Here is a 13417-nt window from a genome sequence, read left to right as displayed (position 1 = left end):
CTGTTGTTCATATTCATCGTATAAAAAACAAAATCCCCTACAAACGGAGATTTTGTCATTTGTTTACGTATGGAATAATAATAATTTACCAAGAGGGGAAGCCAGGCGGTGCGTTCGCTCGAGCAAATCTTTTTCTGTCAGCAACTGATGACCTTGTTCTTTTGCTACGTCATCAGATTCAGCAGTGAAAGTTTCTTCTGTAATCAATGAACCATCTTTTTCGTAAGCTGTAAGTTTGTACGTTTTCATTGTATCGCCTCCATCATCTTTTACTTAGTATACTATGAATTGAACGAAATGAATAATGATTCAGTGAATTAAAGTGAAAAAAGATAGTGAATGTTAGAATGTCTAAGAAGAATATTTACAATTATGAAACATATTGTCTCTTGAAACGTAGAACGAGATAGAGAGTATTGAAGGAGATGATGTACATGGCCTTAGAATTGGAACGAGTGACTAAACGATTTGGTGATTTTACAGCAGTGGATCAGCTGTCATTGACGGTGGAAGAAGGGACGATGTATGGATTTCTTGGAGCAAACGGCGCCGGAAAGACCACTACATTTCGAATGATTTTGGGATTACTAACTCCGACAGAAGGAAATATTTCATGGAACGGCCGTACGATATCGTATGAGACAAGTCCGCTAATTGGGTATCTACCGGAGGAACGGGGGCTTTATCCAAAAATGAAAGTACTGGATCAGTTAATCTTTCTTGGACAGCTACGTGGAATGAAAAAGTCAGCAGCGAAAAGCTCCGCACTGCATTGGTTGGATCGTTTCGAAGTACCACAAAATACGAATAAAAAGGTAGAGGAGTTATCCAAAGGGAATCAGCAAAAGATACAAGTCATTGCCGCATTATTGCATGATCCGCAATTGTTGATCCTGGATGAACCGTTCTCAGGACTTGATCCGGTTAACGTCGAGATGCTAAAAAAAGCGATCGTAGACTTCCGTAATAACGGAGCAACGATTCTGTTTTCAAGCCACCGTATGGATCATGTAGAAGAGTTATGTGAACAACTCAGTATTATTCACCATGGCAAACAATTGGTAAGTGGAAATTTGCGTGACGTAAAACGTTCGTTCGGCAAACAAAATGTCCGAATCCGTGCAGACTTTCCTTTAATAGAACTAGAGAGCATCGAAGGAGTAACGACCGCCCATCATTCATTGGAAGGTGCAGTCTTTCAAGTTGAGGATGAACAAGTGGCGCATACGCTGTTGCAGGCAGTATTGCTTAAAGGACCGATTCGTCAGTTTGAAATAGAAGAACCATCTTTGCAAGACATATTTATTGCGAAAGTGGGGAAAGAGCATGCGTGAATTTTGGATTATTTTCAAACAAAGTTTCTTAACTAAAGCTAAAACCAAATCATTTTTCATTACGACACTTATTATGGTAGCGGGTATTTTCCTCTTCGCGAATTTGCCGAGCATTATGGAAAAGGTCGGTAAGATGATGGGGAATGAAGAAGAGGATCGTGTAGTGGTCGTTGATGAAAGTGGCGTGTTATTTGACCGTCTGCTTGAAAAACTTCAGCAAAATGAGCAAGGAATTTCATTAGAGCTGACAGAAGACTCGCCAAGTCAGTTATCAGAGCAAGTAAAATCGGAAGAAATTGCCGCGTTCATGGAATTGAGTTTCGATGCTGATCAAACGATTCAAGCGAATTACACTACAAGCAGCTTAGTAGACCAATTTTTGCCTTCAGCTCTGCAAGATGCATTACAGAGCATTCAAACTGAGGTGAAAGCTGAACAGCTCTCATTATCGGGTGAACAAGTTTCTGAGTTATTTGCACCCATTCAATTTGAGAAACATAATATTTCAGAAACAGCAAAATCAGAAGAAGAACTAAACCAGGCTCGCATCTTGGTATATGTATTGATGTTCGTCATTTATTTTGCCGTAATTATTTATTCATCGATGATTGCAACGGAAGTAGCAACAGAAAAATCATCACGCGTGATGGAAATTCTTATCTCGAGCGTATCACCTGTTAAGCATATGTTTGCGAAAGTGCTTGGAATCGGATCACTCGGAATTGTACAGATACTAATTTATGCAGTGTCCGGATTTTTAGCTTATAGACTTTCTTCCACAGGAGAAGAAAATGAGTTATCCGCATTCTTTAGTTTAGAAAACTTAGAAGTAAGCACACTTGTTTACGCAGTGATATTCTTCTTACTGGGCTATTTCTTATACGCCACACTTGCAGCCTTGCTTGGTTCATTAGTGAGCCGTACAGAAGACGTACAGCAAATGATTATGCCGATGTCGTTGCTGATCGTTGCAGCCTTCATAATCGCAGCAACTGGTCTTGGGAATCCAGAATTAGGCTATTTAAAAATCGCATCGTTCATCCCATTCTTCGCTCCACTTGTCATGTTCCTTCGAGTTGGCATGCTCGACTTACCTTTATGGGAGCCTTTGCTTTCAATAGGCATTATGGTTGTGACCATCTTGATCCTCGGCTGGTTCGGATCGAAAGTGTATCGTGGCGGTGTCTTAATGTATGGCCCATCACGTTCACTGAAAGATTTGAAAAAGGCTGTTCAGCTTGGAAAGGAATAGGTTTATGTGAAGGGCGTCCCAAGAAGTCACGGTGCTTCTTGGGGCTTTTTTTACGTGGTGATAGCTCAAAGACAAAGCGGAAATGGTGGAACTAGGTAATTAGTGAGTACAATACGATTGAAGTTCCACCCACAAAGTTAATTAACGATGCACTCTATTTACATTTATGTAACCATCTTCCCTACAATCGATTGAATATGGTAAAATAGGAACGAGTATTCGTGGAAGGGGTGCGACCTATGGAACCTATACGTTTTTTACATACAGCCGACCTGCACTTGGACAGCCCTTTTAAAGGCATGGCGGCAGCAGGTCCGGACGAACTTGCCAGACTGCAGCAGTCCACATTCGCCGCATTCGACCGATTCATAGCCTACGCAGTTAAAGAACGCCCGGATTTCATTGTCATTGTGGGCGATATTTACGACGGTGAAGACCGTAGTTTGCGTGCGCAAATTCGTTTTCAGCAAGGTATGCAACAACTTCAAAAAGTGAATATTCCTGTCTACCTGTCCTATGGAAATCACGACCACCTGGAAGGTAGATGGACTAGAGTTTCATTGCCCGAAAATGTTCACGTGTTTTCTGAACGAGTAGAGCAAAAACAACTGCTGATCCGTGACAACATCATTTATTTACATGGCTTCAGCTATCCGCAGCGCCATGTTAAAGAACCAATGAGTAGGCAATATTCGAAAGCTACTGACGGAATACATATTGGTCTATTACATGGAAGTGTGGCAGGAGATGCAGAGCATGCTGTATATGCGCCGTTTACAATCCGTGAATTACAAGATAAGCATTATAACTACTGGGCGCTTGGCCATATCCATAAGCGCCAAGTATTGTCGTCAGAACCACCGATTGTTTACCCTGGCAATATTCAAGGCCGGCATCGCAATGAACAAGGACGTAAAGGTTTTTATGACGTCTTGTTGACGTCTACTAACACTACCCTTAAATTTGTGGGCACATCAGATATTGTATTCACTACCTTGACGGTTTCGTGCGAAGGAATTGACTACGCAGATGACTGGATTTCTGCTTGTCAGGAAGCGATTGATCAACTAACAGCTGAAGCTGGTAGTATCGTCGTGGAGTTAGTGATGAAACATACGGAAGGTTTGACAAAAGACGTAGCTAGGGCTGAGACAGAATGGCTCAACATTTTGCGTGAACAGTATGAAGCAATGGAACCTTTTGTGTGGATTTCAGCAATTGAATGGCCGCCAATCCATGATTCAGTAGTCCCTAATTCATTATTGGAACCAGTGGAAAGAACCATGTCCTCTTGGGAAGTGAATGACTGGAATGACTTAGTGAAAGAAGTGTACAACCATAAAGCCGGTCGCTATTTAGAAGCACTGACGCCTGCAGATTTTGAGCGGTTAAAACAGCAGGCAACCGCATTGCTTGAGAATGAAATGTTGAAGGAGAGCTGAAATGAAAATCCAGAAAATACTTCTTTATGGATTCGGTCAGCATGAGAATCTAGAAATTGATTTGCGCCCCGGTATGAATCTTTTGTATGGACCGAATGAAGCAGGGAAGACGACCATTCAGCAAGCCATCCTTCATATTTTATTTGGATTTCCACAAAAAAATCAACAAGAGCTGCGCTATGAGCCGAAAACAGGTGGTAAATATGGCGGCTGTCTATATATAGAAGATCAAGAGTATGGTAATTGGATGATTGAGCGGGTGCGTGGGAAGTCTTCAGGTGACGTCTTAATCCGTTTTGAAGATGGGGGTATTGCAGGGGAAGCAGAACTGAAGAGGTTATTGAGAGGTTACGATCGACAAGCTTTTGAATCCATTTTCTCTTTCTCCTTATTCCAGTTACAAGATCTCGAGAAAATGGATGAAAATGATTTAAGCCGTACATTACTTGCTTCAGGTACGACTGGTTTAGATACACTTTGGAAAGTTGAAAAGAAGATGGAGAAAGAAATGGGTGGCCTCTTCAAAAAATCTGGAAAAATACCGCCGATGAATAAAAAACTAATCGAAATACGTGAACTTGAACAAGCCATGCAAAAAGAGCAGCAGAAGCTCTCGACGTATGAACCGCTTACTATTCGCAAGCAAGAACTCGATGAGCAAGTGGCGACTTTACGCTTGGAAGAGCAACATCTTTATAAGCAGTCTGAAGAACAACGAATCGCCATGCAAATTGTTCCGCTCCAGCAACAGCGCAATCAATTACATGAACAACTTACTCACTTATCGGATGAGTTTCCGGCAGCGGGAATTCGTCGTTATGAAGAACTGGCCAGTAAACAATCAGAATGGCAATTAAAGAAAACACGTCTAGAGAAAGAACAGGCGGAGTGGCAGTCGGAATTAATCGATTTACGACCTGACAGTGAACGGCAACAGTTGGAGCGGTGGGTGGCACAGGAAGCGGAATGGCATCGGTTACGTACCGATCGACTTTCTGCTGAACAGGAAATTCGTATGCTAGAAAAGAAACAACAGCAGTTCAGCAATCGCTTAGGGTTAACTGACGAGCAGCAGTTATCAATAGGGAACATAGATGTCTCCATACAACGTGAACGTCAACTTGAGCCTATCGTTGAAGAGCAGAAAGAATTGGATCAGCAACTAAAAGCATTGCAACGTCTATTGGCAGAAGCAGAAAGTGAGCGTCAGGGAGCAGAGCAACGAAAAGAACGTACGGAACGTTTGCGATTGACTGAATCTGAACGAGAGAAACTGGCGACTTTGCCAGAATTGCAACGTCAACTAGCTGAGGCTAAATTCATTGTATCTGCGGGAGATAAGCACGTATCGAATCAGATCGTTCCGGCAGTTATTTTGCTCATTGGACTAGCGATCGGGGCATATAGTATCTTGCAGCAGCAATGGTTGTTTGCGGGCCTCGGTCTAGTCGTTGTGGCGGTCGGTGCTTGGTTATGGAAACAACGACCTGATTCTGTATCAGACCAGCAATCGTTCATTCGAGATCATGAAGCGTTAGCAGCAGAACTCGAAAGACTGGCTGAGCGTGATGTTCTGCAACAGCGCGATGAGCAACAAGTTATAACCGAGATTGAAAGACTGGATCATAAATTGCAGAAATACGCGGAAGAAATGGAACAACTTTATTATCAGCAACAACAAGCGGTGAAGACGTTGCAAGAACTGTTGCAAGATGAACCATTCGATTTGACATTCAATATTCAGGAAAGCTTTCGGTTACTGCGCGAGTTCCAGGACACGGAAATAGATTTGAGAACATGGCGGCAACGTCTGCTAACAACGACACAGCACATACAATCGCTAATCAAAGAAGTGGAAGAAGTGCTCGGACCTGTTGCGGAAGAAGGTTTATTCGAAAGAATTCGCCAAGAACTACTTCGTCAGAATAGCCTGCAAGAAAAGCATTTAAGCAAACAACAAACAGTAGTTGAAATCAAAGAACAGTTACAAGAAACACAGGAGCTGTTGGAAACGACAAGAGCAGAAATTCAAAAATTGTTCGATAGCGTTGGCGTATCGGAAAAAGAACAATTTTACACTGCGTATCAGCAAAATCAAGATGCACAATTGCTGAAACGACAGCTAAAAGAAGTAGAAGCCCAGCTTTCTTTATATAGTAAAGAACCATTAGTAAAAGAATGGACCCTACCCGAACTGGAACGACAACGCAGTGAAACGTCGAACCGTCTTCAAATGATTCGTCAAGAAGTAGAGGCGCTTGTAGATGAGCAAGTCAAGGTAGGTCATGAAATATCACAAATGGGTGCCAGTCAAACGTACAGTGAACTACAGCAGTTAGTAGAAGTGCGAAAAGCCGAGTTGGAAGAAATGACAGAACAATGGGTAATCCGCAAAGCTGTCCGTGAGTCGATTCGACAGACGATGAGTGAGTGGAAAGAACATCAATTACCAGCCGTTCTCATTCAGGCGAATAAATGGTTTAGCTATTTAACAGGAAATCGATACGCGACGCTCGGTTTAACGATGGAAGGTTATTTTGAGGCAGTCACTGACGAAGGACAAACTTTCATGATCAATGAACTCAGTCAAGCTACAAAAGAGCAAGCTTATCTTTCATTGCGACTAGCGTTAGCATTTGAATTATCAGAGCGTGCACCGTTCCCAATCATTATGGATGATCCATTTGTTCACTTTGATAATGAGCGACTTTCGCGTATGATAGAAATACTTACTGGGTTACAGCCATCTCATCAATTTCTGTACTTTACTTGTCATCAAGAGATGAAATCGAAATGGCCAAGTGAGCCTCATACAATTGAGATTGGACGAAAAGTAAAAGGGGAGATTCACTGATGAAAAAACTACTTGACTATCAAGTCGGCGAAACGATCGACATGTATTTATTGATTAAACAGGCAACAAAAGGTGTCACACAGCAGGGGAGTCCGTTCATGACGTTGATTCTGCAAGATAAAAGTGGGGATCTTGAAGCTAAACTTTGGGATGCGGGTGAAGAACAAGCCCAGATGTATCAGGGGGCGACTATCGTAAAAGTAGGTGGAGAAATCCACGAATACCGCGGAAAAAATCAACTTCGTCTTAAAGCAATTCGTCCTGTAAAAGAAGATGAAGGCGTGACGATTGCAGATTTAGTACCGTCTGCTGAAAAGAGTAAGGAAGTATTGCTTGATGAATTAATGCAGTATTTCTTTGAAATGAAAAATCCACAAATCCAGCGTGTCACTCGTCATTTATTGAAGAAGCACCAGCAAGACTTCGTGTTATATCCGGCAGCTACGAGAAATCATCATGACTACGTGTCAGGCTTGCTAGATCACGTAGTTTCGATGTTAAAACTTGGCAAGGCGATTGCGGAGTTGTATCCGACGTTGAACAAAGACTTGCTGTATGCAGGGATTATTTTGCATGATATCGGAAAGGTCATCGAGTTGTCAGGTCCCGTCGGTACGCAGTATACGATTGAAGGGAACTTGCTAGGACATATTACGATCATGGTCAATGAAATTTCCAAGGCGGCAGAAGAACTGGAGATCGAAGGCGAAGAAGTGATGTTGCTTCAGCATATGGTGTTGTCTCACCATGGTAAAGAAGAGTGGGGCAGTCCGAAGCGTCCGATGTTAAAAGAGGCAGAGATTCTTCACTATATCGATAATATCGATGCGAAGATGAATATGCTGAACCGTGTGATGTCGAAAACGACGCCAGGCGAGTTCTCTGAGCGCGTATTCCCGCTGGATAACCGTTCGTTCTACAAGCCTACGTTTGAATAAATTAATGTGGGACAGGACACGACTCGTTGTGAAGTAAAGAATATTGTTAAGTCTTGGTTTTGATTGGGCTAGCAAAACAACCAATCACTACGATTATAAAATCACAAAAAAGGTCTGCCAGTGGAAGATATAACTTCCAGGGCAGACCTTTTCATATATTACTTACCTTCTTCTACTTCCACTTCAGTATCATCAGCTGGAGCGTCTTCTGCAGGTGCTTCTTCAGCTGGTTGCTCTTCCATCTTGAACAAATCAAGTGAAGCTTTCAAATCTTCATCTTTGATCTTAACATCTGCATCTTTTACTAACTTCGAAACTTTAGCTAATAGCTCGTTTTCGTCAGCTTTTTCCATCAATAGTTCATGACGGATTTCGTCTTTCTTTTCATCAGTGATCTCTTTATCGTCAGTTTTACGCTTTTCTTTTACTTCGATGATATGGAAACCGTTATCTGATTGAACAGGCTCACTGATTTTACCTGGCTCTAAGTCGTATGCAGCGTTCCAGAATTCAGGAACCATGACACCGTAAGCGAACCAATCAAGATCTCCGCCTTCATCTTTAGAACCTGGATCAGTAGAGTATTCTTTTGCTACTTTCGCAAAGTCTTCTCCTTTATCCAACTTTTCTTTTACTTCCTTAGCTGTCTTTTCATCTTCAACTAAGATATGACGAGCGTTGATTTCTGATTGTGATTCCTCAAGGCGCTTGTTCAACTCTTCGTCAGAAACTTCAATGCCGTCAGTCAATGCAGCTTCCTGCAATTTATTCAAACGAATCATTTTCTTGAAGCTCTCAGGTGTTTGACCTTGTTGAGCTAAGAAAGCTTCGAAGTTTTCACCGAGTTGTTCTTTGTTTTTATCAAATTCTGCATCTACTTGCTTATCGTCTACATTATACTTATCATCCAGAACCTTTTCTAAGATGATCATTTGTAGAGCTTGTTCACCGACAGATGTTTTCATTTCTTGATAAAACTCATCTTTCGTTACATCTCCTGCTTTGGACGTCATAACCTTTTCATCGCCGCCAGAACAAGCGGATAAAGCTGCAACCGAAGCTGCAAGTGTAAATGCTAACATCTTCTTTTTCATGTAATTAACTCCCCTAATCTAAGTATAGATTCTGTATATTCTTCAAGTAAACACTATATCATATAACGTATAAAAAACAAAAAGGTTCCATTCATTTGAAACTGCCCAACCGCTTTTTTCTACATTCGCATAAGATACAATGTGAAAGGGGGTGCCTTCATGAGCGGTTACACACAGGGCGGATCAGGTTCATCAGGCTTTGCTTTAATTGTTGTTTTGTTCATTTTGTTGATCATCGTCGGCGCGGCATACTTGTATTAAAAAAAGCCCTGCCTCCAGCAATGGGGGCGGGCATACATAGTGTCAGGCGCTAAAGAACACTTCTACATATAAGGATAAAATAAGGATTGTGATCAGAATATTTACAGTGCGATAAATCTTTGGCTGCTTTTCTTCTGGAATCTCTCTAGATTGGCAAAGAGCAAATGTCATTTTATTAATTTGATATAAGTAGAACAATGAAAATAGAATGGTAATCGCAATAACCATTTTAGACCTCCTCTTTCTGCTTCTTTTCTATCATAGCAGAATTTGTGATCAAAAGGAAAAAACTAAACCGTGTAAAGAGCAGGTAATTATGACTCTACTTTAGATTTTATAAGGTAATCACTTGAATCGACATATGTCTTCTCAATGTTCTGAAAACCACGTTCGAAAATGTCCATAAAATCATCTCCATAAATGTTGCGCAATACTGACATGACTTCTAGGAATTCAGGGAATTTTCCATAAATATCACGAATGGGAAGAGAACCCTGAAGTACGCTGTAATCTTCATTATGGTAATTTTCATTCATCTGGATAAGTAATGCTTTGCCTTCTTCTGAAACCGTCACATATGTATTGCGTCGGTCATCTTCTTTTTTTGAGAAATACAAAAGTTGGCGCTGTTCCAACTTTTTTGAGAAGTTAAAGGCGGTTGAGACATGCATTACGCCAAACTTCGCGATGTCTGAAATTGTGGCGCCTTCCAAATGGTAGGCGATCCATAAAATATGATGTTCATTAATATTGAGTTCATACGGTTTAATCCATTGTTGCCAATCCTTCTCTACAGCTTTCCATAATGCCTTGGACATTTGGGCTACACGCTGGTTGAAGATCATGGCGTCTTTACGTGAAATATGTTGATCGGCCATCGAGACACCTGCTTTCTTTCAGTCATTTTATTTATTATACCAAAAAAACAACAAATAAAAAAGACGGAATAGTAAAATAAATCAGTTTGAGTGTATATGCCCATAGAATACAACTATTTCTGAGCTGTTTTACTATGGGTACGCACTCAAAGATTAGCAAGTGAACAACTGATGCCTAAATGAAAACGCGTTAGCGGGCACCAATTGATTTTTCAAGATCATCCAATGCGGTTTGAATAGCAGAAATTTCTTTCTCTAATCGCTTCTTATTATGTTCGGTCGAGCGTTTCCAGTCCGCTACCGAAACTTTCATTTCTTCAACAGTCTCTGGTACAAGCTCTTTTGCTTCTTTTGTTAGGTCGGTTACAGAATCTTTCAGATCGGCAACTTGCCCTTTGACGTCTTTCAACTTATCCTTCAATTCAAGTGATGCATTTTTGACGCTGTCACGCAGTTCACTTCCCGCTTTTGGTGTAGAATATAGAACAGTTACCGCAGAAGTGACAGCACCTGCCGCCAGACCAATAAAGAATGTGGACGCTTTCATAATAGAGAACACTCCTTTTGTATAGTTATTATTTTATTAAAGCATGTTAGTACGTAATTGAGCAAGAAAATGAATGAAATATTATACTGTCGAAAGTTTTATTCTAATGGTTTGGAGAAGTGGACAGAAAAGTAGGTCTCATTTCGGGTGATGAAGAAAAACACTATACTCTTCTGCCTACAACTTCCGCGTGTTATTCTTGCAGATGTCTTGAAATATTCGTAGCCAATTCAGATACTACGTCCATTGGGAACTGCTCTACTTTTGTATCGAATTCTACTTTCAGGCCATCTGATTTATCATAGCGTGGAATTAAATGCATATGGAAATGATAGACTGATTGACCTGCGAAAGATCCGTTGTTTTGTAATAAGTTCATCCCGCACGGTTGAAATTCTTCTTTTAGTGCATTAGCGATTTTTGGCGCCACTTTAAATAGATTCGCAGCTTCATCTTCAGTTAATTCATACACATTTTCACGATGTGTTTTTGGAATTAGGAGTACGTGTCCTTTCGTGACAGGCATAATATCCATAAAGGCGATAACGTGATCATCTTCGTAGATTTTTTCTCCTGGAATCGTTCCTTCTACAATCTTGCAGAAAATACATGAGGTCATTTCTACACATCCTTTCATGTTTGGATGTATTGTAGCATATTTTCAGATAGTTAACGAAGGCGGATAAAGCAATTTTACAATTTCTTTGCTAAAATAATAACAGAAGATAGGGGGAAATATAATGGCAATCCTAGAACTTGAACACGTTACGGGTGGTTATACGCGCAAGCCTGTTTTACATGACCTTTCATTTCAGCTAGAAGAGGGGGAACTGGTCGGATTAATCGGTCTAAATGGCGCAGGAAAAAGTACGACAATTAAACATATTATCGGTGTGATGAATCCACTTGAAGGAATAATCAAAATTGACGGGGCGACGTTTAGTGATAAAGAACATTACCGCCAATCATTCAGTTATATTCCAGAGACACCGGTATTATACGAAGAACTTACATTACAAGAACATTTGGAACTGACTGCGATGGCATATGGACTGGACAAGCAGCAATTTGAAATACGTACCGAACAATTACTAAAAGAGTTCCGTATGGAAAAGCGTTTAAAGTGGTTTCCGGCTCACTTTTCTAAAGGTATGCGGCAGAAAGTGATGATCATGTGTGCTTTTTTGGTTGAACCGAAATTATATATTATCGATGAGCCATTCGTCGGATTAGATCCGTTGGCGATTCGCGCTTTGCTTGATCAAATCATTGAACGAAAAAATGCGGGTGCTTCTATTTTGATGTCGACTCACGTATTGGCGACGGCTGAGAAGTATTGTGATCGTATTATTTTATTGCACGAAGGGCGAGTACGTGCGAATGGGACGATGGACGACTTGCGCAAAGCGTTCGGACGACCAGATGCAACACTTGATGACTTATATATTGCAATGACTGAGGAAACTGACTATGAACAACATGCATGAAATCTGGGGACAGCGGTTCTTCCATTACATCAATGAACTACAGAAGTATATGCGCTATGTATTCACTGGACATTTGGCTATCGTTTTCATGTTCGCTATTGGAGCCGGGGGCTATGCATATAGTGAGTGGTTGAAAGAAGTGCCTGTTTCGTTCCCTTCTGTCTTCATCGTATCCGTAGTTATTGCGCTCTTGTTAATGAAAGCTGCACCGACCACGTTACTAAAGCCGGCAGATATTGTTTTTTTTCTACCATTAGAAAATCAATTGCCGAGCTATATGAGACGCTCCATCACTTGGTCGTCGTTTTCACAACTCCCTTTGCCGTTGATTGCTATGGTCATTGCATTGCCATTGTTGAAGGCAACAGAAGTGGGGACGGGCACTGATTATATACTCATTATGTTGATGATCGTTGCCTTTAAAGGCTTGTTTGTAGGGACTGAATACAACGTCCGTATTGCGAATCATGCTTTCGTTTGGCCGGATCGTGTTCTGCGACTGGTTTTAACATTTCTCACGATTCAATTTGCGCTTACATGGAGTACAGTGACAATCTTTATCGGAATTCTTATCGCCATGCTCTATGCGAAGTTTTGGGAAAAACAAGCTACACATTATCCGTTTCCGTATGAGCAGTTTATTGAATTGGAACAAAATCGTATGATGCGTTTCTATCGATTTGCGAATTACTTCACGGAAGTTCCGCATCTGGTTGGATCAGTGAGTAAGCGTAGCTGGTTAAAGATGGCTATGAAACGTTCTACGTTCAAGCGCAAAGATGTACAAAAATACTTAATCGTCAGGACATTCATTCGTACAGATGATACGTTTTGGTTGTGGGTTAGATTAACGGCGTTGGCTGCATTGGGTGCGTTCTTAATACCGTTACCGATTGTATCGTTCATCTTTGTAGGGGCATTGGCGTTTGCGACTGCTGTTCAGTTAATATTGGCACTTGAAGGTGGCGACGAGTTCACTATGGATCAGCTGTATCCTGAAGAACATGAAAAATCTCAAATCAAAGCAGTCCGTTCATTAGTCCGAAAGTTAATTTGGCTACAAGCAATTATTCTATTACTGGCGGCATTACCGTTGTATGGACTAAGTGTCACACCACTCCTAATCGCGGCTATAGCACTCATTGTAGGTGAAGCGACGATTCGATTGACCAAAGAGCAAATGAAAGAAATATGATAATACGCAATAGTGAAGTTGTACTTAAGTCAGTAATTTAATTTTTGTCTCCATGTTGGCTGAATATATGTACCTAGTAAATATTCTTCTAACTACTTTAAGATAATTCAAAAGTTCGAATAGTTAGATTGATGG

14 protein-coding genes are annotated in these 13417 nt (G+C 41.0%); 8 read left to right on the top strand and 6 right to left on the bottom strand.

Going from position 1 to position 13417, the window contains the following annotated elements; all coding sequences use genetic code 11:
- Positions 1–63 precede the first annotated feature (63 nt).
- The gene (locus CSV73_RS13740; protein WP_085131607.1) at positions 64–249 is read right to left on the bottom strand and encodes a YhzD family protein; all 186 of its coding nucleotides are present in this window, start codon (positions 247–249) and stop codon (positions 64–66) included.
- Positions 250–434: 185 nt separating this feature from the next.
- Here CSV73_RS13740 and CSV73_RS13735 point away from each other — a divergent pair, with 185 nt between their 5' ends.
- The 5 genes from CSV73_RS13735 (at position 435) to yhaM (ending at position 7820) form a co-directional block, all read left to right on the top strand.
- Positions 435–1334, top strand: a complete 900-nt coding sequence (locus tag CSV73_RS13735; RefSeq protein WP_085131606.1) for an ABC transporter ATP-binding protein — start codon at positions 435–437, stop codon at positions 1332–1334.
- Complete coding sequence (locus tag CSV73_RS13730; RefSeq protein WP_085131605.1) at positions 1327–2586, top strand: ABC transporter permease; 1260 nt, start codon at positions 1327–1329, stop codon at positions 2584–2586. Before CSV73_RS13735 ends, CSV73_RS13730 begins: the two co-directional genes overlap by 8 nt.
- Before the next feature lie 239 nt (positions 2587–2825).
- Entirely contained in the window at positions 2826–4028 is a 1203-nt protein-coding gene (locus CSV73_RS13725) for a metallophosphoesterase family protein (RefSeq protein WP_085131604.1), read from the top strand.
- Position 4029: 1 nt separating this feature from the next.
- Positions 4030–6882 carry an ATP-binding protein gene (locus CSV73_RS13720; protein WP_099627872.1) on the top strand — a complete coding sequence of 951 codons (2853 nt, stop codon included), beginning with the start codon at positions 4030–4032 and terminating at the stop codon, positions 6880–6882.
- Positions 6882–7820 (top strand): 3'-5' exoribonuclease YhaM, encoded by a 939-nt coding sequence (yhaM, locus tag CSV73_RS13715; protein WP_085131602.1) that lies wholly within the window; start codon positions 6882–6884, stop codon positions 7818–7820. Before CSV73_RS13720 ends, yhaM begins: the two co-directional genes overlap by 1 nt.
- Before the next feature lie 158 nt (positions 7821–7978).
- On the opposite strand, the gene CSV73_RS13710 is transcribed toward yhaM, so the two are convergent.
- Positions 7979–8914, bottom strand: a complete 936-nt coding sequence (locus tag CSV73_RS13710) for a peptidylprolyl isomerase (RefSeq protein ID WP_085131601.1) — start codon at positions 8912–8914, stop codon at positions 7979–7981.
- A 159-nt stretch (positions 8915–9073) separates the two neighbouring features.
- Between CSV73_RS13710 and CSV73_RS13705 the strand changes: the two genes are divergently transcribed.
- Positions 9074–9175, top strand: coding sequence for a YjcZ family sporulation protein (locus tag CSV73_RS13705; RefSeq protein WP_081242714.1), 102 nt, complete (start codon positions 9074–9076; stop codon positions 9173–9175).
- Positions 9176–9217: 42 nt separating this feature from the next.
- Here CSV73_RS13705 and CSV73_RS13700 read toward each other — a convergent pair whose 3' ends face one another.
- The 4 genes from CSV73_RS13700 to CSV73_RS13685 form a co-directional block, all read right to left on the bottom strand.
- Positions 9218–9403: a hypothetical protein gene (locus CSV73_RS13700; RefSeq protein ID WP_029054118.1), complete on the bottom strand. Its 186-nt coding sequence runs from the start codon at positions 9401–9403 to the stop codon at positions 9218–9220.
- Between the two features lie 86 nt (positions 9404–9489).
- Positions 9490–10053, bottom strand: a complete 564-nt coding sequence (locus CSV73_RS13695; protein ID WP_099627871.1) for an HTH-type transcriptional regulator Hpr — start codon at positions 10051–10053, stop codon at positions 9490–9492.
- Between the two features lie 190 nt (positions 10054–10243).
- Complete coding sequence (locus CSV73_RS13690; RefSeq protein WP_085131599.1) at positions 10244–10600, bottom strand: YtxH domain-containing protein; 357 nt, start codon at positions 10598–10600, stop codon at positions 10244–10246.
- A gap of 193 nt (positions 10601–10793) precedes the next feature.
- The gene (locus tag CSV73_RS13685; RefSeq protein ID WP_085131598.1) at positions 10794–11219 is read right to left on the bottom strand and encodes an HIT family protein; all 426 of its coding nucleotides are present in this window, start codon (positions 11217–11219) and stop codon (positions 10794–10796) included.
- Positions 11220–11340: 121 nt separating this feature from the next.
- Here CSV73_RS13685 and CSV73_RS13680 point away from each other — a divergent pair, with 121 nt between their 5' ends.
- The gene (locus CSV73_RS13680; RefSeq protein WP_085131597.1) at positions 11341–12087 is read left to right on the top strand and encodes an ABC transporter ATP-binding protein; all 747 of its coding nucleotides are present in this window, start codon (positions 11341–11343) and stop codon (positions 12085–12087) included.
- Complete coding sequence (locus CSV73_RS13675; protein ID WP_085131596.1) at positions 12071–13282, top strand: ABC transporter permease; 1212 nt, start codon at positions 12071–12073, stop codon at positions 13280–13282. Before CSV73_RS13680 ends, CSV73_RS13675 begins: the two co-directional genes overlap by 17 nt.
- Positions 13283–13417: the final 135 nt, after the last annotated feature.

This window comes from Sporosarcina sp. P1 (assembly GCF_002743155.1).
Taxonomy (GTDB): domain Bacteria; phylum Bacillota; class Bacilli; order Bacillales_A; family Planococcaceae; genus Sporosarcina; species Sporosarcina ureae_B.
The sequence above is the reverse complement of the archived record's forward strand: the minus strand, read 5'-3'. Positions and strand labels throughout refer to the sequence as shown.

Bases quoted from the DNA above. Each gene is read 5' to 3' on its own strand.
- CSV73_RS13740 (WP_085131607.1), bottom strand. From the start codon at position 249: ATGAAAACGTACAAACTTACAGCTTACGAAAAAGATGGTTCATTGATT.
- CSV73_RS13735 (WP_085131606.1), top strand. From the start codon at position 435: ATGGCCTTAGAATTGGAACGAGTGACTAAACGATTTGGTGATTTTACA.
- CSV73_RS13730 (WP_085131605.1), top strand. From the start codon at position 1,327: ATGCGTGAATTTTGGATTATTTTCAAACAAAGTTTCTTAACTAAAGCT.
- CSV73_RS13725 (WP_085131604.1), top strand. From the start codon at position 2,826: ATGGAACCTATACGTTTTTTACATACAGCCGACCTGCACTTGGACAGC.
- CSV73_RS13720 (WP_099627872.1), top strand. From the start codon at position 4,030: ATGAAAATCCAGAAAATACTTCTTTATGGATTCGGTCAGCATGAGAAT.
- yhaM (WP_085131602.1), top strand. From the start codon at position 6,882: ATGAAAAAACTACTTGACTATCAAGTCGGCGAAACGATCGACATGTAT.
- CSV73_RS13710 (WP_085131601.1), bottom strand. From the start codon at position 8,914: ATGAAAAAGAAGATGTTAGCATTTACACTTGCAGCTTCGGTTGCAGCT.
- CSV73_RS13705 (WP_081242714.1), top strand. From the start codon at position 9,074: ATGAGCGGTTACACACAGGGCGGATCAGGTTCATCAGGCTTTGCTTTA.
- CSV73_RS13700 (WP_029054118.1), bottom strand. From the start codon at position 9,403: ATGGTTATTGCGATTACCATTCTATTTTCATTGTTCTACTTATATCAA.
- CSV73_RS13695 (WP_099627871.1), bottom strand. From the start codon at position 10,053: ATGGCCGATCAACATATTTCACGTAAAGACGCCATGATCTTCAACCAG.
- CSV73_RS13690 (WP_085131599.1), bottom strand. From the start codon at position 10,600: ATGAAAGCGTCCACATTCTTTATTGGTCTGGCGGCAGGTGCTGTCACT.
- CSV73_RS13685 (WP_085131598.1), bottom strand. From the start codon at position 11,219: ATGACCTCATGTATTTTCTGCAAGATTGTAGAAGGAACGATTCCAGGA.
- CSV73_RS13680 (WP_085131597.1), top strand. From the start codon at position 11,341: ATGGCAATCCTAGAACTTGAACACGTTACGGGTGGTTATACGCGCAAG.
- CSV73_RS13675 (WP_085131596.1), top strand. From the start codon at position 12,071: ATGAACAACATGCATGAAATCTGGGGACAGCGGTTCTTCCATTACATC.